Here is a 17,754-nt window from a genome sequence, read left to right on the forward strand (position 1 = left end):
GGTGGCGGCGAGGGGAAGACGATGACATGCCCAGCGATCACATGGGCCTGACGGTTCACTGGCCGTCCGGATTCACTCCGGACGAAGCCGACTACCACTTCCGGGCGAGCACCACGATCAACGCCTCGCCCGCAGCGGTGTTCGGCTGTCTGGCGGATCTCGACCGCTGGCCCTTGTGGGTGCCGGGCGTCACGGAGGCCGGACCGACCATGTCGGGCGGCGCGCTGAGCCTGCAGGAGTCCTTCCGCTACCGACTGTTCGAGGTGGACCTGGAGTGCCTGATCGCGCAGTGGCAGCCGGCCACCCGCCTCGGCTGGTCGGGGCTCGGCCCGGGGCTGCACTTCTACCACGGCTGGACCTTCGAGCCGCGGTACGAAGCGACGGTCGTCGTCAGCGAGCAGGCGGCGCGCGGCGCCACCGCGGTCACCATGCGCGAGGCACACCCCGAGTGGGAGAACTTCCTGCGGTACGGCTGGCTCGCCGCCCTCAAGCAGCGGGTGGAGAACTGCTCACCGGCACGCTGACCCCCCAGCCGGCCGCCGCTCAGGAACCCGGGCGGCGGGACAGGTCGAGCCCGACCATGCTGGCGCTCAGACCCGCCCACGTGCGCACGTCGAACCCCGTCACCTCCTGCCAGCGGTCCAGCCGGTACCTGACGGTGTTGGGGTGGATGTGCAGGGCCCGGCCGGTGCCGGTGAGCGAGAAGCCGTGCCGGGCGAACGCGCGGATCGTCTCCGCCAGGTCCGGGTGCTTCCCGGCCGCCGCGGCGCACGGGCCGAGCAGCGCGGTCAGCCTGCCGGACTGCGGGCGGACGGTCGCGGCCAGCCAGTCGTCCTCGTACCGCGCCACTCCCGTGCCGTCGGCGGGCAGGACCTCCCTGGCGTCAAGGATGCTCACGCCGGCCCCCGTCAGCCCCTCCCTGACCAGACCGACCCCCGCCGGCCGGGGCCCGAGCCCGCGCAGAACATCGAGGAACACGTCGGCGGACACCCCCTGAAGGACGGCGATCAGCGCGTTGTCCCGGTTGGCGCACAGCATCGCTCCGCGGTGGCGGCGCATACGGCTGCGCAGCGCTTCGATGTCCTCCTCCGACCACTCCACTCCGGGCGAGCACACGGCCTGGAACCTGCCGGCCGGATCGAAGCCGAGCGCCTGCGCTATGTGCGCGTGCTCAGCCGTGGGCGGTCCGCCCGCCGTCAAAGCGTCCAGGAAGCGGTGGGTCAGGGCGAGCCGGGCGGCGTCCTCCGCGCGTACGGCCTCTCCGTACGCGTCGGCCGCCGCGCTGCTCGCCCGCTCGATCCACATCCACACCGTGCCGACCAGGCCCGCCAGTTCCGAGCGCATCGCCTGGTCGTCGGAGCCGGCCCGCTGCAGCAGGATGTTCCACATCTCGCGGTAGCCGACGTGATAAGCGCTGACCATCGACTCCAGCGCCAGCCCCTGCTGCGCCCGGCGCCGCCCCAGTTCCCGCGCCCGCTCGCTCTCCTCGCGCGAGGGAGGCCGGCGTGTGATCAGACCGGTGAGCAGCCCCTCGTACTGCACGGTCACCGCCTGCTCGTGCTCCGCGCGCCCCACCACCGCGTAGCCCGGGATCTCGCCGCGGATACGGTCCACGATGCCCGGGACCAGGGCATCGAGATCGTCGTTGACGGCGCGGCACAGCGCGACGACCCGCTGCCCGCCCTCCTCACGCGCTGACACCTCTACCCGTGACCCCTTCGCCGAACCGTCTCTGCCCTCGGGCTCCGGTCGCTCCTCCGTGCTTTCCACAGTTTTGCACCGCGAGCTTCTCCGATACCTCTCTGGTGACGACCGCGGCCGCGCGGCGAAGCTGAAACACATGAGCCCGACCGAGCCACCCCCGACCATCACGGTCGCGCAGTACCTGCTGCACCGCCTCGCCTCGCTGGGCGTACACCACGTGTTCGGTGTGCCCGGCGACTACAACCTCGCACTTCTGGACACGGTTCTGGCCTCCCCGGACATCACCTGGGTGGGCACCTCCGGCGAACTTGGCGCCGCCTACGCGGCCGACGGCTACGCCCGCACCCGAGGCTTCGGCGCCCTGCTGACCACGTTCGGCGTGGGCGAGCTGAGCGCGGTCAACGGCGTCGCCGGCAGCTACGCCGAACGCGTGCCCTTGGTGCATATCACAGTCGGCCCGTCCCAGGCGGCCGAGCGAGCCGGAGCGGTGGTCCACCGCACGGCGGCCGACGGCGACTACGACCGCTTCGCCCGCGCCCACGCCCCCGTGGTCTGCGCCTCGGCCGTGCTCCGGCCCGAGACCGCGGCGAGCGAGATCGACCGGGTGCTCACCACCGCGTTGCGCGAGTGCCGCCCCGGCTATCTGCGGCTGCCCTCCGATGTCGCGGACGCTCGGGTCGCGGCGCCCACGGGGACACTGGACGCGGCAGCCGAGACCGACCAAGAGAGCCTGGCCGCCTTCTGCGCCGCCGCCGCGACACTTATCGACGAGGCCGGGAGCGCCGCCGTGCTCGCCGACTTCCTGGCCGACCGCTTTCGCGTACGACACCTGCTGGCCGGCCTGATCGAAGCGGGCGACCTGCCCTGGGCGACCCTGTCCTCGGGCAAGGCCCTGCTGCCGGAGGACACCCCGGGATTCGCCGGCGTCTACTGCGGAGCGCTCGCAGCACCCGAAGCGCGTGCGGTCGTGGAGGGCGCCGACCTGCTGATCCGGGTGGGAGTCGTCGTCGCCGACACCACGACCGGCGGTTTCACCCACGGCTTCGACCCGGAGTCCGGCATCGACCTCGGCCCCGGCTCCGCGCGCGTGGACGGCAAGGAATTCGAGAAGGTGCCCCTGGCCGCCGCGCTCCCCGTCCTCACCGAACTGGTCGCGCGCCGGTTCGGCGGCCCGCAGCGCACCGAGCTCCCCACGCCAGCCGTGCCAGTGGCCCCCGTGCCGGCCGACCCGGAGGCACCGCTGACCCAGGCGCACCTGTGGCCGGCGCTCGCCGCCTGGATCGGCCCGGACACCACCGTGGTGGCGGAGCAGGGCACCTCCTTCTTCGGCATGTGCACCCAACACCTCGTCGGCGGGGCGAGGTTCATCGCCCAGCCGTTGTGGGGCTCGATCGGCTACACGCTGCCCGCGCTGCTCGGCGCCCAGCTCGCCGACCCCACCCGGCGCGGCCTGCTGCTGATCGGCGACGGCTCGGCCCAGATGACCGTCCAGGAAGTGGGCACCCTCGCCCGCCAGGGCCTGACTCCGGTGATCGTCCTCGTCAACAACGACGGCTACACCGTCGAGCGGGCGATCCACGGCCGGCGCGCCGCCTACAACGACATCGCCGCCTGGGACTGGCAGAAAATGCCCGCCGCACTCGGCGCCCCCGACGCGCTCGTGCTGAGCGCGGCCACCCCCGCGGAACTCGCCGCCGCCCTGGAGGCAGCGCGCCGCACCACCGACCGCATGGTCCTCGTCGAGGTCCACACCGGCATGGACGACATGCCGGAACTGCTGCACCGGCTCGCCCGCACCGTGCGGGCCCGGAACGGAGGAGAAGCATGAACCAGACCCCCGAGACCGTCGAACGGCTCGTCATCGTCGTCGACCAGGACCTGCCGCCCGGCCACCTGGCCAACGCGGCGGCCGTGGCCGGCCTCATCGTCGGCGCGAGGATGCCCCACCTGCTCGGCGCCGACCTCAAGGACGCCGACGGCCAGGCCCACACCGGCACCTACACCACCGGCCTGCCCGTGCTGCGCGCCGACCGCGACGAACTCGGCCGGATCTGCGCCCGCGCCGTCGAACGGGGCCTCGGACTGTGCGAGTTCCCGGCGGTCGCGCAGACGACCAACAGCTACGACGAACTCACCGAACTGGTCGCCGCGACCCCCACCGAGAAACTGGAGCGGGCCGCGATCGCGCTCTACGGCACCCGCAAGGCCGTCAACAGCCTCACCGGGAGCCTGCCGCTGCTGCGCTGACCGGCCGGAAACCTCCAGAGACTCAGCTTCCGACGGTCACGACGACCCTTCCGCCCGTACGCCCCGCGGCCAGCGCCCGCTGGGCATCGGCGGCGCGCTCCAGCGGGAAGGTGCGCCCCACGCGTACACCGAGCCGCCCGGAGTCGGCCAGCTCGGCCACCGCCCGCAGGTCGTCGCCGTCCAGCCGGCAGAAGACCGGGGTGACACCGGGCAACCCGACCTCCGCCACGGAGGCCGCACGAGCGCGCGGCCGGGCGGCGGAGGCGGCCGACGCCAGGATGCCGTTGCCGACGGTGTCCAGGACGGCGTCCGCACCGGCGGGCACCACGGCAAGGGCGCGTTCGGTGACGCCCTCCCCGTAGGCGACGGGAGTGATGCCGAGGGAGCGCAGGTGGTCGTGATCGCCGGGCGAGGCGGTCCCGACGACGCGCGCGCCTCGCGCCCGGCCGATCTGCGCGGCCAGCGACCCCACCCCGCCCGCCGCGCCGTGCACCAGCAGCGTCTCGCCCGCCCGGACGTCCAGCGCGTGCACGACGGCCTGGTAGGCGGTCAGGCCCGCGAGGGGCAGCCCGGCCGCCTCCGTGAAGTCCATGGAGCGGGGCTTGTGCATCAGGGTGCGCACGTCCGCCGAGACCAGCTCGGCCAGCGCGCCGTGCGCGTGCTGCACGTCGGCGCGGATGTACCCGACGACCTCGTCGCCGGGCGCGAACTCACCGGCCGCGAGACCGGCCCGCTCCACCACTCCGGCGACGTCCCAGCCCGGTATCACCGGGAAGTAGGTGGCGACGGCGCCGTCCAGCGCGCCGGCCTGGAGAGCGAGGTCGGCGGGGTTCAGCGCCGCCGCGCGCACGCGTACGAGAACGGAGTCGACGTGCGTCTTCGGCTCCGGCAGCTCGGCGAGCCTCAGCACCTCGGGGCCGCCGTAGCGGTCGTAGACCATGGCCTTCATGTCAGGCCCCCGGAACGGCCATGGGCATGTCCAGCAGGACGTCGTGGCGCACGATCTTCCACTCACGGTCGACCCGGCGCAGCTCGGTGTCGTAGTAACCCGACTCGACCGGCTCCACGCTGCCCTGGGTGCCGAAGGTGTCCGCCGGCCAGCCGGTCTCCGGGCGGCGTCGGGCGCGTATCCGGAACACGATGAACTGCGCGTTCATGTGGGCACGGTCGCCGTCCACCTCGATGATGTGGTCCGAGGTGATGTGGTGGCCGGCGCCGCCCTCGGGGTGCGGTGCCATGTAGTTCTCGACCGCGTACGCGACCGCGGCGCCGCCGATCAGAGGCTCGCCGAACGGCTCGTAGCCGCCCTGGCCGGTTCTGGTGCGGATCCGCACCACCGCGTCGTCGGTGAACAGGGCGCCCTGCGCCTTGCCGTCGCGGGCGTCCGTCGCCCGGACGTAGCGGGCGAGCACCTCTCGCACCGCGCGTGCGTCGCGCTCATCGCTCATGATGGGGCTCTCCTCGTGCTGTGTGATCCCTTCCGCTTCAGTCGACCAGAAGGCGCACGGGGGAGCCATGAGCAATGGGGCATGCGGCAATACCCTGAAGGCATGGATCGACTGGAGACCAGAGAGCTGGAGTACTTCGCGGCGATCGCCGAGGAGCTGCACTTCAGCCGGGCGGCGGAGAACCTGGGCATCTCCCAGCCGGTGCTTTCCCGCGCCATCGCCCGCCTGGAGCGCCGCATGGGCGTCCGATTGCTGAATCGCACGAGCCGGCGGGTGGAGCTGACCGAGGCCGGCCGCACCTTCAGTGATGAGTGCCGCCGCCTACTGCGTCTGCTCGACATCGCCGTCCGGCGCACCCAACGATCCGCCGACGCGCCCCGGTTGGTCATCGCCGTGCGGCCCGGGACCGGCAGCGGGCTGCTGTCGCGGGTGCTGCGCGACTACACCGGACCGGAGCCCGAGCTGGTCTTCACACATGACCGGGCGGGCGCACTGCGCGACGGCGTCGCGGACGCCGCCCTGCTGTGCAAGGGGAGCGACGACCTGACCGGCCTGCGGGGCGTCGAGGTGGGGGAGGAGAACCCGATGGTGCTGCTGCCCCGGGACCACCGCCTGGCCGACCGTGCCGCCCTCACGGTCGCCGACATCCAGGGGGAGCCGGGTTACCGGTCGCACTGCCCCGAGGTGGGGCTCGACGAGATCACCGACCGGGTCGCGCTCGGACGGCTGGTCCCCGTGGTCGGCTCCGCGGTGGTGGACCGGCTGCCGACCGAGGTGACCGCCGTGCCGGTCACCGACCTGCCGCCCACCACGCTGGCTTTCTGCTGGTCCCCGGAGAACAGCAATCCCGACCTGCGGAGGCTGGTGGACAGTCCGGCTCTGCGGGGTTCGCCGTCGCGGCCGACGGCGGCTTGAAGAGACGGCGGGGTCGGAGGGGCGTACGACTTCGTGGGTACTCGGGCAGTGCATCCGGACGCACGAGCGCGACAGCGAACCTGCCCTGGCGGATCAGCCGCGACCTGCTGTGCGACGGTCTGCAGCAGCCCAGCGGCATAGGCGACGTCCGGATCTGGCCGGTGCGGTACAGAGGCCGCCCGCTCGTGAGAGTGCGACTCGAGACGCACGGCTCGACCTGGAGGACTGGCTGACGCGTACCTGCGAACTGTTCCCGCCGGGGGAGGAACGGGAGGGTGTCGACTGGGACGCCGTTGTCCGCGAGCTGCTCGACGGGAAGTGACCGGACCCGGCCGAGCGTTCAGTCGTGCTCGGAGCTCCCGTTCAGGCGCGGAAACAGACGCAGCGCGTTGCACGTCGTGAGGGCGCGCCAGGTGTCGCTGTCGGGCTGCGGTGCGGCGTCGATGGAGGTGACCTGCGCGCTGGCGCCCAGGGCAGGTGTGAAGCAGTAGTCACTGCCGTACAGCACTCTCTCGGTGCCGAACGCGGCTGTCAGGGCGGGCACTTGGTGCGGAAACGGCGTGCCCGCCAGGTCGAACCAGAGCCGGCCGACCTGTTCCGGGATCGGGCCGATCGGCGGATTGTCCCCTGGGGGATCACTGTCACCGGCGAATACGCTGCGGAACAGCTCCATACGCTCGCTGAGCAGCGGCAGCGCACCACCACCGTGGGTGAAGATCCAGGGAATGTCCGGGTACTTGACGAGGTGACCGCTGAAGACCAGGTCGCTGACGGTGCGTGCGGAGTCGAAGAGGAACTCCAGCATGGGCCGGGGCCTGCCGAGCGCCACCTGTCGGTGGTTGGGCGGTGAGGTGGGGTGGACGAAGACGGGCGTGCGTCTGCGGTTCCAGGCGCGGGTCTCCGAGATACATGCCGTGCGCGTTGGTCTCGAATGTGACGCCGTCGCTGCCGAGTTGGTCCATGGCGTGGGCCAGCTCCGCCAGGGCGCCGTCGACGTCGGGGAGCGGCAACGAGGCGAAGTGCCCGAACCGAGCGGGCTTTGCCGCTTGATCTCGGCACCGGCCTCGTTGACATGCCGGCTCAGGGCCCGCGCCGCGGTGTCGTCCCCGAAATGGACGCCAGGAGAGGAGATCGACAACAGGGACGTCGCCACGCCCCACTGGTCCATCAGCTCCAGATGCGTGGACGCCTCCCACTCGGGAACCGCGCCATGCCGTCGGGCCGCGCGTGTCCCGCGTCCTGCGTGGCCCGGACGTACCGAGGGGTGAGGAAATGGGCGTGCACGTCGATCAAGGGTGTGCGCTCCGAGTCCGTGGTCATGACCGGCTCTCCTCCCGTGGGGACTTCGTGACTTCGTGTCGTCCCCGAAGAGACGCTTGTCGTGTGCGCCCTCGGTGGTCCCGGGGGCGTTACTCGGACCGAGGCCGGCCCAGGGTCTCCGCCGCGGCCTCGGCGAAGTCGTGGACGAGAGGGGAGCGGCGGGACACCACCCACGCCAGGGCCACCTCGTTGGGGCCGATGTCCTCCACGGGCAGTGGGATCACATCGGGGCGGATGTAGAAGTTGGCGGTGGACAAGGGCAGTACGCAGATGCCCGCGCCGGAGGCGACCAGCTCCAGCTTCTCCTCCACCTGGTGGATCGCCGGCACTTCGGGGCGCCGCCGGTCACGCAACTCCAGGGCCACGTCCCGCCATTCGGGTACGGCGTCCGGGTCCTGGAGCAGATGCTCGGAGGCGAGGTCGTGGACGGTTACCGACGCACGGTCCGCCAGGCGGTGCCCCACCGGCAGCATGACGACCCGGGGCTCCTCGAACAGAGGCCGTACCTGAAGGCCGCGCTGGTCGATGGGCAGCCGTACGACGCCGATGTCCGCCCGGCCGTCCAGCAGCACCTCCACTTGGTCGTCCCAACTGGTCCGCAGCAGGCGTACGTTGACGTCCGGACGGACTGTGGAGAAGACGGCCATGGCCGGGGTGATCGTGATGCCGGGCATGAAGCCGACGGTCAGCGTGGGCGTGCCCCGCGCTGCCGCCTTCGCCCGCCGCAGCAGCGCCTCGGCCGAGGCGAGCAGCGGGACCGCGTCCTCCAGCAGCTGTTTCCCGGCCGGCGTGAGCAGCGTGCCGCGCCGGTCCCGGTCGAAGACCTCGACGCCCAGGTCGTCCTCCAGGCTCCGGATCTGCCGGGACAGCGCCGGCTGCGCGATGTGCAACCGCTCCGCCGCGCGTCCGAAGTGAAGTTCCTCGGCCACCGCCACGAAGTACCGGAGCTTTCGCAGGTCAAGATCCACCCGGACTCACCGCTCACTTTCGCCGATTCACCGACTTCGTCGCCCCTGCCGACACCTGGGACGAGCGGGGCAGTTGGTCACAAATCTACCGGCCTGGCCCTCGCGAGCCGTCCCAGCCGACGCAGCCCGCTCCCTACCCGCGTCACGCGCCCCCGGCGAGTACGGCCAGTGGGTCGGTGTGCGCGGGGATCCACCCCAGCTCGGCCTCGGCGCGCGCCGGGGTGAGCTGCTGGTCCAGGGCGAAGGCGTCCGCGATCGGGCCCATCTGCTCGCGGGCCTGCTCCAGCGTGAGGGAGACGACCTTGCCGTCGAGGCCGACGGCTCGTGCGACGGCCAGCGAGCACTCCTTGGCGGTCGGGTTCACTCCGCCCACGCCCACGTACACCGAGCCGGGCTTCGCCTTCAGGGCGGCGGCGTAGAGCTCCGCGATGTCGTCGATGTGCACCAGCGCCCAGCGGTTCGCACCATCGCCGATGTAGGGGACGGCTCCCGCTTCCTTGCCCGGAGTGCCGTAGAAGATGTCGATCAGGCGGTTCTCACCGCCGTACAGCAGGCCGGGCTGTACCACGACGGGCCGGCCACCCTGCTGTGCGCGCCGCAGCACGGCGTCCTCGACGCGCTTGCGCCAGGCGACCAGGGACGGCGGGTTCCAGGGGGCGGTCTCGTCCACGACTCCGTCGGTGTCGCCGTAGACCCAGGTGCCGCCGGTGTGCACGTAGGTGCCGGTGCCGATGCCGTCCTGCATGGCGGTGGCGGCCGCGAGGTCCTCGTCCCCCGTCTCGGCCTGCGCCAGGTGGACGACCGCCTCCGCGCGGGCCGCGGCCGCGTTCAGCACGCCCAGGTCTCCCAGCCCGCCGCGTACCGGCGTCGCTCCGAGGGAGGCGACGGTCTCGGCGGCGCGGTCGTTGCGGGCCAGAGCCTCGACGGTGTGCCCGTGGCGGACCAGCGCACTGATCGTGGCCTTGCCGATGTATCCGGATCCGCCGGTGAGGAAGATCTTCATGGTCAGGGGCTCCTGTCTTTCGTGGGCTGCCGACTTCGCTGACCAGCCTGCGTCCGGGAGCGGACCGGCGTCCAAGACCTCTTTCGACGTCTCTGATACCCGAAGTGCATCAACCGGGGCCGGTTGCGCGCTGCCCGTACGCCCCGCGGTGCCGCTCATGTCAATCAGGCATCAGCGATGCCGAAAGAGGTCTTGGACATCCGGCCGCCGCGCCCGGAGCTTGGGAAGGGCCAGACCACGGCTCACCAGGAGATGCACCATGTCCCACACCGCCGCAGCGCGGCCCGCCCCCACGACGACGGATCCCGTGCCCCCCGGCATCACACGCGCCATGACTCTGCTGCTGGCGGCGGCCACCGGCGCGGTCGCCGCCAACATGTACTACGCCCAGCCCCTGCTGGCCGTGATCGCGCGCTCCCTCGGCACCTCCACGCAGGCCGCCGGTGTCATCGTCACCGTCACCCAACTCGGCTTCGCCGCGGGTCTGGTGCTCGTGCTTCCGCTGGCGGACATCGTCAGGCGGCGGTCCCTGCTGACCGTTCTGCTGGTCCTTGACGCCGCCGCGCTGGCCGCGGTGGGCGTCGCGCCCGGACTGGCCGTCGCCTTGGTTGCCTTCGCCGTGCTCGGCCTCGCGAACGTCGCGGCGCAGGTGCTCGTGCCCGTAGCGGCGCATCTCGCGGACGACGCGCAGCGCGGGCGCACGGTGGCGACAGTGATCAGCGGTCTGCTCACCGGCATGCTGCTGGCCCGGACCGTCGCCGGCGTCGTGACCGAACTCGTCGGCTGGCGCCCCTTGTTCCTCGGCGCCGCCGTGCTGATGATCCTCGTGAACCTGGTGCTGCGTCGCGCTCTGCACGGCGTCGATGCCGTCCCGCACCGCCGCGTCGGCTATCGCGCGGTACTGCGCTCCACCGTCCGTATCTACCGGACCGAACCCGCGGTCCGCATCCGCTCCACCTACGGCGCCCTTGGATTCGCCGCGTTCAGCGTCTTCTGGTCCACCGCCGCACTCCAGCTCAGCCGGGCTCCGTTCACCTACTCGCCCGCCGTCATCGGCCTGTTCGGACTCCTCGGTGCCGTCGGCGCGATGGCCGCCAATCTCACCGGCCGCGTCAGGCGGCACACCCACCCCATGCCCACGGCCACCGCTGTCGCCCTCATCGCCGTCGCCTACGCCGTGCTCCTGTTCGCAGGCCAGAGCCTCGGGGGCGTCATCGCGGGCGTGCTCGTCCTGGACATCGGCGTCCAGGGGCTGCACGTACTCAACCAGCGCGTCATCTACGACGTCGACGCGGCCGCCCGCAACCGGGTCAACAGCATCTACATGACGTTCTACTTCGCCGGCGGCGCCCTCGGTTCCGCCGTCGCGTCCTTCATGTGGTCGAGGGCGGGCTGGACCGGCGTCTGTCTCACCGGCCTCGCCGTCACCGCGCTCGCGGCACTGCTGTGGGCCCGCACCTCCGCCGCACGGGCGCGGCGCGAGCCGTAGCCCAGCGTTACGCTGGCACACCACCAGTGACGATCCTTGGCGCGGGAGAACCGTGAAGCAGCAGGTGCAGCCGAAGGCCGGCCCGGAACGGTCACTGCGGATCGCCGTCGTGCTGCTGGTGGCGGCCTCCGGGAGCCCTGGAATCCGTCTCCTTCCTCGCCCTGGACCGGGTTTTCGCAGGGGTCATGACCAGCAATCTCGCCCTGCTCGGCATGGCCGCGGGCCGCGGCGAGTCGGTCGATGTGACGGCGGCCGTGCTGGCGCTCGCCGGCTTCGGCGCCGGTGCGCTGGTCGCGGCCCGGTACACCCGCGGGTGCGTGCCGGCCGCCACCCACTGGGCACCGCGTATCATGCTCGTCCTCGGCGTCGAGGCGGTCCTGCTCGCGGTGGGTGCGCTGATCTGGGGACTCATCGACGGCGCACCTGACCGGGTGACCCGGGACGTCATGCAGTTCGGGGCCGCGTTCCTGATGGGCGCGCAGTCCGCCGCCATGGTCGCCGCAGGACGGGCCGCCGCTCCCACGACGTATCTGACCGGCACGCTGGCCACCAACGACGTCAAGGGTGTCGGGACCGGCCGCCCGGGCGTCTGGGTGCCGCTGCGCTTCGTGGGCCTGATCGCGGGCGCCGCCGTCTCCGCCGTACTGCTGCAACACGCGCGTGCCTGGGCCGCGCTGTCCCCCGTGGTCCTGCTGCTGTGCGCGATCGCCGCCGCCTGCGTACCGCTCGCGGCACGGCGTCACCACTGCACCGACCCGCTCTGATCGACGGCGCCCGGATCCCGCGGCAGCGGGAAGCGCCGTCGTCCTTCGATGCCACGCCCAGTCACATGACCGATGTGCGATGTGTCCCTTTCCGTCCACGCTGGCACATGAGGAGCGACCACGGGCGGTACTCCGACCCGCCCCGACACGGACAAGGAGTTCGACATGGCGGAGGACAACGTGCACACCCCCGCGACCCCCGACGCACTGACGGACCCGCTGCGCAACCACGGCGTCGGCTTCACCCAAGCCGAACGCAAGGCGCTCGGCCTGACCGGCCGCCTGCCGGCCGCCGTGCTCACACTGGAGCAGCAGGCGCAGCGCGCCTACGGGCAGCTACAAACCCAGGGCAGCGGCCTCGCCAAGAACGTGTATCTCGAACAGCTCCGGGACCGCAACGAAACCCTCTACTTTAAGGTGCTCCGCGACCACCTGCCGGAGCTGCTGCCCATCGTCTACGACCCCACGGTGGGCGAGGCCATCGAGCAGTACTCCCACGAGTTCCGCGGCCCGAGGGGAGTGTTCCTCTCCATCGACGAGCCGGACGCCATGGAGGAGGCGTTCGCCGGCCTGGGGCTCGGCCCGCGGGACGTGGACCTGATCGTCTGCTCCGACGCCGAGCAGATTCTCGGCATCGGCGACTGGGGCGTGGGCGGTATCGAGATCGCCCTCGGCAAGCTGGCTGTCTACACCGCAGCCGCCGGAATCGACCCCAGGCGTGTCGTAGCCGTGTCCCTGGACGTGGGCACCGACCGGGATCGCTGCTGAAGGACCCGCTCTACCTGGGCATCCGCTTCCCCCGCGTGCGCGGCGCCGCGTACGACGCCTTCATCGACAGGTACCTGCGCACCACGTCCTCCCTGTTCCCGGACGCCCTGCTGCACTTCGAGGACTTCGGCCCGAGCAACGCCCGCCGCATCCTGGAGGCGTACCGGTGCCAGTACCGGATCTTCAACGACGACGTGCAGGGAACCGGCGCGATCACCCTGGGCGCCGTTCTCGCCGGGGTGAAGGTGAGCGGCGTCCCCATGCGCGACCAGCGACTGGTCGTCTTCGGCTCCGGCAGCGCGGGCGTGGGCATCGCCGACCAGCTGCGCGACGCCATGGTCCGCGACGGCGCGAGCGAGGAGCAGGCCACCGCGCAGGTCTGGCTCATCGACAAGCCGGGCCTCCTCACCCGCGACATGGAAAACCTGCGCGACTTCCAGCAGCGCGACGCCCGGGACCCCGGCGAGGTCGACGGCTGGGCGGACGGCGACAACGGGGTCTCCCTGCTGGAGACCGTGCGCCGCGTCAGGCCCACCATCCTGCTCGGCACTTCGACCGTGCCCGGCGCCTTCACCCAGGACGTCATCGAAGCCATGGCCGCCAGCAGCGAGCGCCCCATCGTCCTTCCGCTGTCCAACCCGACGTCGCAGATCGAGGCCATGCCCGCCGACGTCCTCGCCTGGACCGAGGGCAAGGCGCTGGTCGCCACCGGCATCCCGGTCGACCCCGTCGAGTACGGCGGCGTGACCCACCGGATCGGCCAGGCCAACAACGCCCTGCTCTACCCCGGGCTCGGGCTCGGCACCGTCGTCGCGAACGCCGCCCGGGTGACCGACGGCATGCTGTGCGCCGCCGCCCAGGCCGTCGCCGACCAGGTCGACCCGTCACAGCCCGGCGCAGCCTTGTTGCCGCCGGTCGAGGACCTGTGGGAGTCGTCCGCCCGCACCGCCACCGCGGTCGTCCAAGCGGCCATGGACGAGGGCATCGCCGGCAACCGTCCCTCCGACCCCGCCAGGGCCGTCCGCGACCGGATGTGGGAGCCGGTCTACGAGAAGCAGGAGGTCGGGTCCATATGAACACGCCAGACGCACGCGGCACCGACGTGCCCGAGATCCACGACGTACCCATCGGCCTGCACGCGACCGGCACCCGGCGCGAGACCGACTCCATGGGTGCCGTCGACGTGCCCGCCGACCGGTACTGGGGCGCACAGACCCAGCGGTCGCTCACACACTTCTCCATCGGCGACGACCACATGCCGAAGGAGGTCTACCACGCGTACGGCCACGTCAAGATGGCCGCCGCCATCGTCAACGGGCGCGCCGGGCGGCTGCCCGCCTGGAAGGCCCGCCTGATCGAGCGGGTGGCCGACGAGGTCATCGCGGGCGAACTGGACGACCACTTCCCGCTCTACGTCTGGCAGACGGGATCGGGCACCCAGTCCAACATGAACACCAACGAGGTGATCAGCAACCGCGCGATCCAGCTCGTCGGTGGCGAACTCGGCAGCAAGACGCCGGTCCACCCCAATGACCACGTCAACATGGGGCAGTCCTCCAACGACACCTTCCCCACCGCCATGCACATCGCCGCGGTCAAGGCGGTGCACGAGCGCCTGCTGCCCAGCGTGCGGGCGCTCCAGCAGGCCATCACCGACAAGGCGGAGCTGTGGCGCGACGTGGTGAAGATCGGCCGTACGCACCTCGAGGACGCCGTCCCGCTCACCGTCGGCCAGGAATGGTCGGGCTACGCCCGCCGGCTGGAGCAGGCGTGCGAACGCGTCGTCGACTCCTGCGCGGGGTTGCTCGAACTCGCCATGGGCGGCACCGCGGTCGGCACCGGTCTGAACGCACCGGAGGGCTTCGCTGAGCAGGTCGCGGAGGAGATCGCGCGGGCGACCGGGATCTCCTTCACCACGCCGCGCAACAAGTTCGCCGCGCAGGGCGGACTCGATGCCATGGTGGGCGCCTCGGCCGGGCTGCGCGCGCTGGCAGTGCCGCTGATGAAGATCGCCAACGACATCCGCTGGCTGGCCTCCGGGCCGCGCTGCGGGCTCGGCGAACTGGTTCTGCCGTCCAATGAACCGGGCTCCTCGATCATGCCCGGCAAGGTGAACCCGACCCAGTGCGAAGCCATGGTCATGGTGTGCATCCAAGTGCTCTCCGAGGACCAGGCCATCGCCTTCGCCGGTTCGCAGGGCAACTTCGAGCTGAACGCCATGCGGCCGGTCATCATCAACAACTTCCTGCACATGACCGGCATCCTCGCCGACGCCTGCGCCAAGTTCCGCGAGTACTGCGTCGAGGGCGCCGAGCTGGACCGGAAGCGAATCGACGAGTACGTCGACCGGTCGCTCATGCTGGTCACCGCGCTCTCGCCGGTGATCGGCTACGACAAGGCGTCCGCCATCGCGCACCGGGCGAACGACGAGGGAACCACCCTGCGCGCGGCCGCGCTGGCCTCCGGGTACGTCAGTGGGGAGGAGTTCGACCGGATCGTCGATCCGACGGCCATGGCCGGCCCGGCCCCTGTGTGAAACCCGGTGCGGTCGCAGCGACGAGTCTGCCGGTGCCCGCAGGTACCACCTCCCGACCGGGACAACCGACTCATCGTGAGCAGGACATGGGCCAGATCCACATCGAGCTGTTCGCAACCCCCGACCTCGTCGGGTAGTCGCCCGGCGGCCCCGACGAGGACCCGGTGGGTTCTTGTTCGGCAGCTGGCTTCGCCGCTTACTGGCCGCACCAGAAGGGCGGCGAGGACACGAGATCGCCATACTCTTCAACAGCGTGCCGAAGTACGTGGACTCCCGCGGCAAGCCCGACCTCTCGTGGGACCACCCGATCGTGCTCGGCGTCGGGAAGAAGGTGTTCGAGGGCGGCGCGGTGCCCAAGAACGTCACACTCCTCGAACCGCCGGCAGCCAGTCCAACGGGCACGGTCTACCTGCGCTACGGCCTCGCCGAGGGCATACCCAGGACGGGGGACATGAGCGGCACCCGACCGCGGCCTCGGACGCGACGACTGATGCCGCCGCGCGCACCGGCGATCGCCCGGCGAGGTTACGGGCCCGCGCGCCTAGCTGATCCTCAGGCTGGCGATCAGGTCGTCCCGCAGGACGAAGGTCATGGGCCCGGTGCCGTTGTAGCCGTTCCCCGTCACGGTCAGCGTCACTACGAAGGTGTCCTCGGCCGGCCTCTCCACGCCCTTCAACGTGAAGTGTGCCTGTACACCGATGTTGTCGGTGGTGTTCCAGCTGCGCACGCCGTCCCGTCCGTGAAACTCCCGCCCCCAGTCGTTGAGATAGGCGTCGGGTGTGAACGCGTTCACGAAAGCGTCCGAGTCGGCGTTGTTGGTCGCGTCGATGAACGTGCGGATGGCGGGCGGGATCTCGATGTCCGTCATGGTGACGACTCCTTCGCAACAGGTGGGCACGGGCCGTTCGCGGTGCCCGGGCAGTCCCGTCGACATCAACGATCATGACAACCCGATTTCGTCCCGGAGCAGTCGAGCCAGTTCCGCCGGGCGGCTGAGGAACGGCGAGTGCGAGGAGCGCAGGCGGCGGACGCGTTGGGCGTGCTTCGCCATTTCCTCCTGGAGGGGCAGGGGGATGGCGACGTCGTCCTCACAGAGGACGTATGTGCTGGGCACCGTGCGCCACGCCGCCTCGGTGAGCGGCTGGTGCACGGCCGACAGCGACTGATGGCCGAGCCTGGCCACGCACCGCTCGGCCAGGTCCGGGTCCACATCGCCGTACAGGGCACGCACGGGGTCGTGGACGTCGAAGTGGCCGAGGCCAGCACCGCCCGGCCGCTCATGCACATCCCAGTCGGGCGGGTAGGCCCCGTTGACCAGGGACAGCAGCGTGTCACCCACGTCCTGCATTAGCGCGCACAGATAGACGACCCTGCGCACGTCACCCGCCGATCCCGCGGCCTGGCTGACCGGACACCCGCCGTAGGAGTGTCCGACGACCACGGTCGGGCCGCCGATCGCCTCCAGTGCCTCCGCGATCGCCGCGGCGTCGTCGTAGAGGTCGCCCAGCGCCGCCGGGTCCGGGCCACTGCTGGGCAGCGCGACAGTCCGCACGTCCAGGTCGGGCAGCTCGTCGATCAGCGGCTGCCAGCACCAGGGGCCGTGCCAGGCACCGTGGACGAGCAGAAGCGCGGGGGCGGAGCTCATGCGCCTCTTTCTACTAGACCTTTCAAGCAACCGCACGTGTTCGTGCGGAGGCAGGAACGCGCGCCATCCCCGCCCCGGCGTCGATGAACCCTTCCGGTGAACCCCTCACGCGCCTCGCGTCGTGTCAGCACTGAAGAACTGAGCGGGCGCCTCCACACGGGCGCCCGCTGAGCATTCACCCCACCGGGACGGATCCATGGACGACACGGAACGAACGCAGCCCACGAGCCACGGCCACTTCAAGAAATCCCTGGCCAGAGGCCTCCTGCGTCTCGTTCTGCGGGCCTACTGGGGCGGCGCACTGGTCGCGGCGCGGATCCAGGACAAGCGCCGGGCGTCGTCCTCGGTTCCTAGTCACGATGACAAAGGAAGAGGTCCAGATGAGTCTGGCCGTCGATGAACCCATGGCGGATGTACGTGACATGTATATGGCCCACACCATGCTGCGCCGGGAGTTCCGCCTGCTCGGCTATGCCGAGAAGCTGCTGAAAGGCCGTCATACGGCGGAGGACATCGTCCAGGAAGCCCTCATCCGCGCGTGGTCGCATGCGGAGCGCCCCTACAGCACCGAGGGTTCCGTCAGGAGCTGGCTGCTGACCGTGACGCGCAACCTGGTGGTCGACCGGACGCGCAGCGCCTGGGCCCGCCACGAGACCGTCGGCGCCGAGCACCGGGACGTCACCCTGCCCGACCACGCCGACGCCGTGCTGACCTCCGTGCAGGCGACCGCGCTGCTGCGCCTGCTCTCCCCGGAACATCGCGAAGTCCTCCTGCACACCTGCCTGTACGACCGCACCGCCCAGGAGACGGCCCGCATCCTCGGCATACCCGCCGGAACCGTCAAGTCCCGCCGGCACCACGCCCTCAACAGTCTGAGGCGCCAGGGGAGCGACCAGCACCCGAACCGGACGCGCTGAGAAGAGCCGTCCCAGCGACGCGGGCACAGA

At 71.2% G+C, this 17,754-nt stretch carries 18 protein-coding genes and 1 pseudogene; 10 read left to right on the plus strand and 9 right to left on the minus strand.

Going from position 1 to position 17,754, the window contains the following annotated elements:
- Positions 1 to 26 precede the first annotated feature (26 nt).
- Complete coding sequence (locus tag ACIRC0_RS37330; protein ID WP_403625833.1) at positions 27 to 524, plus strand: SRPBCC family protein; 498 nt, start codon at positions 27 to 29, stop codon at positions 522 to 524.
- A 19-nt stretch (positions 525 to 543) separates the two neighbouring features.
- On the opposite strand, the gene ACIRC0_RS37335 is transcribed toward ACIRC0_RS37330, so the two are convergent.
- Positions 544 to 1,701, minus strand: a complete 1,158-nt coding sequence (locus ACIRC0_RS37335; protein WP_403625836.1) for a PucR family transcriptional regulator — start codon at positions 1,699 to 1,701, stop codon at positions 544 to 546.
- Between the two features lie 139 nt (positions 1,702 to 1,840).
- On the opposite strand from ACIRC0_RS37335, the gene ACIRC0_RS37340 reads away from it, so the two are divergent.
- Positions 1,841 to 3,532 carry an alpha-keto acid decarboxylase family protein gene (locus tag ACIRC0_RS37340; protein ID WP_403625839.1) on the plus strand — a complete coding sequence of 564 codons (1,692 nt, stop codon included), beginning with the start codon at positions 1,841 to 1,843 and terminating at the stop codon, positions 3,530 to 3,532.
- Positions 3,529 to 3,951 carry a DUF2000 domain-containing protein gene (locus ACIRC0_RS37345; protein ID WP_403625842.1) on the plus strand — a complete coding sequence of 141 codons (423 nt, stop codon included), beginning with the start codon at positions 3,529 to 3,531 and terminating at the stop codon, positions 3,949 to 3,951. The genes ACIRC0_RS37340 and ACIRC0_RS37345 overlap by 4 nt, the downstream gene beginning before the upstream one ends.
- 22 nt (positions 3,952 to 3,973) lie before the next feature.
- Here ACIRC0_RS37345 and ACIRC0_RS37350 read toward each other — a convergent pair whose 3' ends face one another.
- Positions 3,974 to 4,900: an NADP-dependent oxidoreductase gene (locus ACIRC0_RS37350; protein WP_403625844.1), complete on the minus strand. Its 927-nt coding sequence runs from the start codon at positions 4,898 to 4,900 to the stop codon at positions 3,974 to 3,976.
- Between the two features lies 1 nt (position 4,901).
- Positions 4,902 to 5,399, minus strand: a complete 498-nt coding sequence (locus ACIRC0_RS37355; RefSeq protein ID WP_403625847.1) for a nuclear transport factor 2 family protein — start codon at positions 5,397 to 5,399, stop codon at positions 4,902 to 4,904.
- Between the two features lie 102 nt (positions 5,400 to 5,501).
- On the opposite strand from ACIRC0_RS37355, the gene ACIRC0_RS37360 reads away from it, so the two are divergent.
- Both ACIRC0_RS37360 and ACIRC0_RS37365 read left to right on the plus strand, forming a co-directional pair.
- The gene (locus tag ACIRC0_RS37360) at positions 5,502 to 6,314 is read left to right on the plus strand and encodes a LysR family transcriptional regulator (RefSeq protein ID WP_403625850.1); all 813 of its coding nucleotides are present in this window, start codon (positions 5,502 to 5,504) and stop codon (positions 6,312 to 6,314) included.
- A complete protein-coding gene (locus tag ACIRC0_RS37365; protein WP_403625853.1) occupies positions 6,311 to 6,547 on the plus strand; it encodes an SsgA family sporulation/cell division regulator in 237 nt (78 codons plus the stop codon). The genes ACIRC0_RS37360 and ACIRC0_RS37365 overlap by 4 nt, the downstream gene beginning before the upstream one ends.
- A gap of 107 nt (positions 6,548 to 6,654) precedes the next feature.
- Here ACIRC0_RS37365 and ACIRC0_RS37370 read toward each other — a convergent pair whose 3' ends face one another.
- The 4 genes from ACIRC0_RS37370 to ACIRC0_RS37385 all read right to left on the minus strand — a co-directional run bounded on the left by ACIRC0_RS37370 (position 6,655) and on the right by ACIRC0_RS37385 (position 9,605).
- Positions 6,655 to 7,482: an amidohydrolase family protein gene (locus ACIRC0_RS37370; RefSeq protein WP_403625856.1), complete on the minus strand. Its 828-nt coding sequence runs from the start codon at positions 7,480 to 7,482 to the stop codon at positions 6,655 to 6,657.
- Positions 7,482 to 7,634, minus strand: coding sequence for a hypothetical protein (locus ACIRC0_RS37375; protein WP_403625859.1), 153 nt, complete (start codon positions 7,632 to 7,634; stop codon positions 7,482 to 7,484). Before ACIRC0_RS37375 ends, ACIRC0_RS37370 begins: the two co-directional genes overlap by 1 nt.
- An 89-nt stretch (positions 7,635 to 7,723) precedes the next feature.
- Positions 7,724 to 8,602 carry a LysR family transcriptional regulator gene (locus ACIRC0_RS37380; RefSeq protein WP_403625862.1) on the minus strand — a complete coding sequence of 293 codons (879 nt, stop codon included), beginning with the start codon at positions 8,600 to 8,602 and terminating at the stop codon, positions 7,724 to 7,726.
- Between the two features lie 142 nt (positions 8,603 to 8,744).
- Entirely contained in the window at positions 8,745 to 9,605 is an 861-nt protein-coding gene (locus ACIRC0_RS37385) for an NAD-dependent epimerase/dehydratase family protein (protein ID WP_403625865.1), read from the minus strand.
- 259 nt (positions 9,606 to 9,864) lie between these two features.
- Between ACIRC0_RS37385 and ACIRC0_RS37390 the strand changes: the two genes are divergently transcribed.
- The 4 genes and pseudogenes from ACIRC0_RS37390 to fumC all read left to right on the plus strand — a co-directional run bounded on the left by ACIRC0_RS37390 (position 9,865) and on the right by fumC (position 15,162).
- Positions 9,865 to 11,094, plus strand: a complete 1,230-nt coding sequence (locus ACIRC0_RS37390; protein ID WP_403625868.1) for an MFS transporter — start codon at positions 9,865 to 9,867, stop codon at positions 11,092 to 11,094.
- A gap of 137 nt (positions 11,095 to 11,231) precedes the next feature.
- Complete coding sequence (locus tag ACIRC0_RS37395; RefSeq protein WP_403625930.1) at positions 11,232 to 11,858, plus strand: YoaK family protein; 627 nt, start codon at positions 11,232 to 11,234, stop codon at positions 11,856 to 11,858.
- Positions 11,859 to 12,023: 165 nt separating this feature from the next.
- Positions 12,024 to 13,702, plus strand: a pseudogene (locus ACIRC0_RS37400) (NAD-dependent malic enzyme).
- Positions 13,699 to 15,162 carry a class II fumarate hydratase gene (gene fumC / locus ACIRC0_RS37405; RefSeq protein WP_403625871.1) on the plus strand — a complete coding sequence of 488 codons (1,464 nt, stop codon included), beginning with the start codon at positions 13,699 to 13,701 and terminating at the stop codon, positions 15,160 to 15,162. The pseudogene ACIRC0_RS37400 and the gene fumC overlap by 4 nt, the downstream one beginning before the upstream one ends.
- Before the next feature lie 541 nt (positions 15,163 to 15,703).
- Here the strand turns inward: fumC and ACIRC0_RS37410 are convergent.
- Positions 15,704 to 16,030: a nuclear transport factor 2 family protein gene (locus tag ACIRC0_RS37410; RefSeq protein ID WP_403625874.1), complete on the minus strand. Its 327-nt coding sequence runs from the start codon at positions 16,028 to 16,030 to the stop codon at positions 15,704 to 15,706.
- A 72-nt stretch (positions 16,031 to 16,102) separates the two neighbouring features.
- Entirely contained in the window at positions 16,103 to 16,807 is a 705-nt protein-coding gene (locus ACIRC0_RS37415; RefSeq protein ID WP_403625877.1) for an alpha/beta hydrolase, read from the minus strand.
- 404 nt (positions 16,808 to 17,211) lie between these two features.
- Here ACIRC0_RS37415 and ACIRC0_RS37420 point away from each other — a divergent pair, with 404 nt between their 5' ends.
- Positions 17,212 to 17,724: a sigma-70 family RNA polymerase sigma factor gene (locus ACIRC0_RS37420; protein WP_403625880.1), complete on the plus strand. Its 513-nt coding sequence runs from the start codon at positions 17,212 to 17,214 to the stop codon at positions 17,722 to 17,724.
- Positions 17,725 to 17,754 lie beyond the last annotated feature (30 nt).

It is taken from the genome of Streptomyces sp. NPDC093984, from assembly GCF_044764595.1.
Lineage (GTDB): Bacteria > Actinomycetota > Actinomycetes > Streptomycetales > Streptomycetaceae > Streptomyces > Streptomyces cynarae.

What these genes read in the sequence shown, in the direction of transcription:
- ACIRC0_RS37340 (WP_403625839.1), top strand. Translation starts at nt 1,841, where the DNA reads ATGAGCCCGACCGAGCCACCCCCGACCATCACGGTCGCGCAGTACCTG.
- ACIRC0_RS37345 (WP_403625842.1), top strand. Translation starts at nt 3,529, where the DNA reads ATGAACCAGACCCCCGAGACCGTCGAACGGCTCGTCATCGTCGTCGAC.
- ACIRC0_RS37415 (WP_403625877.1), bottom strand. Translation starts at nt 16,807, where the DNA reads ATGAGCTCCGCCCCCGCGCTTCTGCTCGTCCACGGTGCCTGGCACGGC.
- ACIRC0_RS37355 (WP_403625847.1), bottom strand. Translation starts at nt 5,399, where the DNA reads ATGAGCGATGAGCGCGACGCACGCGCGGTGCGAGAGGTGCTCGCCCGC.
- ACIRC0_RS37385 (WP_403625865.1), bottom strand. Translation starts at nt 9,605, where the DNA reads ATGAAGATCTTCCTCACCGGCGGATCCGGATACATCGGCAAGGCCACG.
- ACIRC0_RS37360 (WP_403625850.1), top strand. Translation starts at nt 5,502, where the DNA reads ATGGATCGACTGGAGACCAGAGAGCTGGAGTACTTCGCGGCGATCGCC.
- ACIRC0_RS37330 (WP_403625833.1), top strand. Translation starts at nt 27, where the DNA reads ATGCCCAGCGATCACATGGGCCTGACGGTTCACTGGCCGTCCGGATTC.
- fumC (WP_403625871.1), top strand. Translation starts at nt 13,699, where the DNA reads ATGAACACGCCAGACGCACGCGGCACCGACGTGCCCGAGATCCACGAC.
- ACIRC0_RS37350 (WP_403625844.1), bottom strand. Translation starts at nt 4,900, where the DNA reads ATGAAGGCCATGGTCTACGACCGCTACGGCGGCCCCGAGGTGCTGAGG.
- ACIRC0_RS37420 (WP_403625880.1), top strand. Translation starts at nt 17,212, where the DNA reads ATGGCGGATGTACGTGACATGTATATGGCCCACACCATGCTGCGCCGG.
- ACIRC0_RS37370 (WP_403625856.1), bottom strand. Translation starts at nt 7,482, where the DNA reads ATGGACCAGTGGGGCGTGGCGACGTCCCTGTTGTCGATCTCCTCTCCT.
- ACIRC0_RS37390 (WP_403625868.1), top strand. Translation starts at nt 9,865, where the DNA reads ATGTCCCACACCGCCGCAGCGCGGCCCGCCCCCACGACGACGGATCCC.
- ACIRC0_RS37410 (WP_403625874.1), bottom strand. Translation starts at nt 16,030, where the DNA reads ATGACGGACATCGAGATCCCGCCCGCCATCCGCACGTTCATCGACGCG.
- ACIRC0_RS37375 (WP_403625859.1), bottom strand. Translation starts at nt 7,634, where the DNA reads ATGACCACGGACTCGGAGCGCACACCCTTGATCGACGTGCACGCCCAT.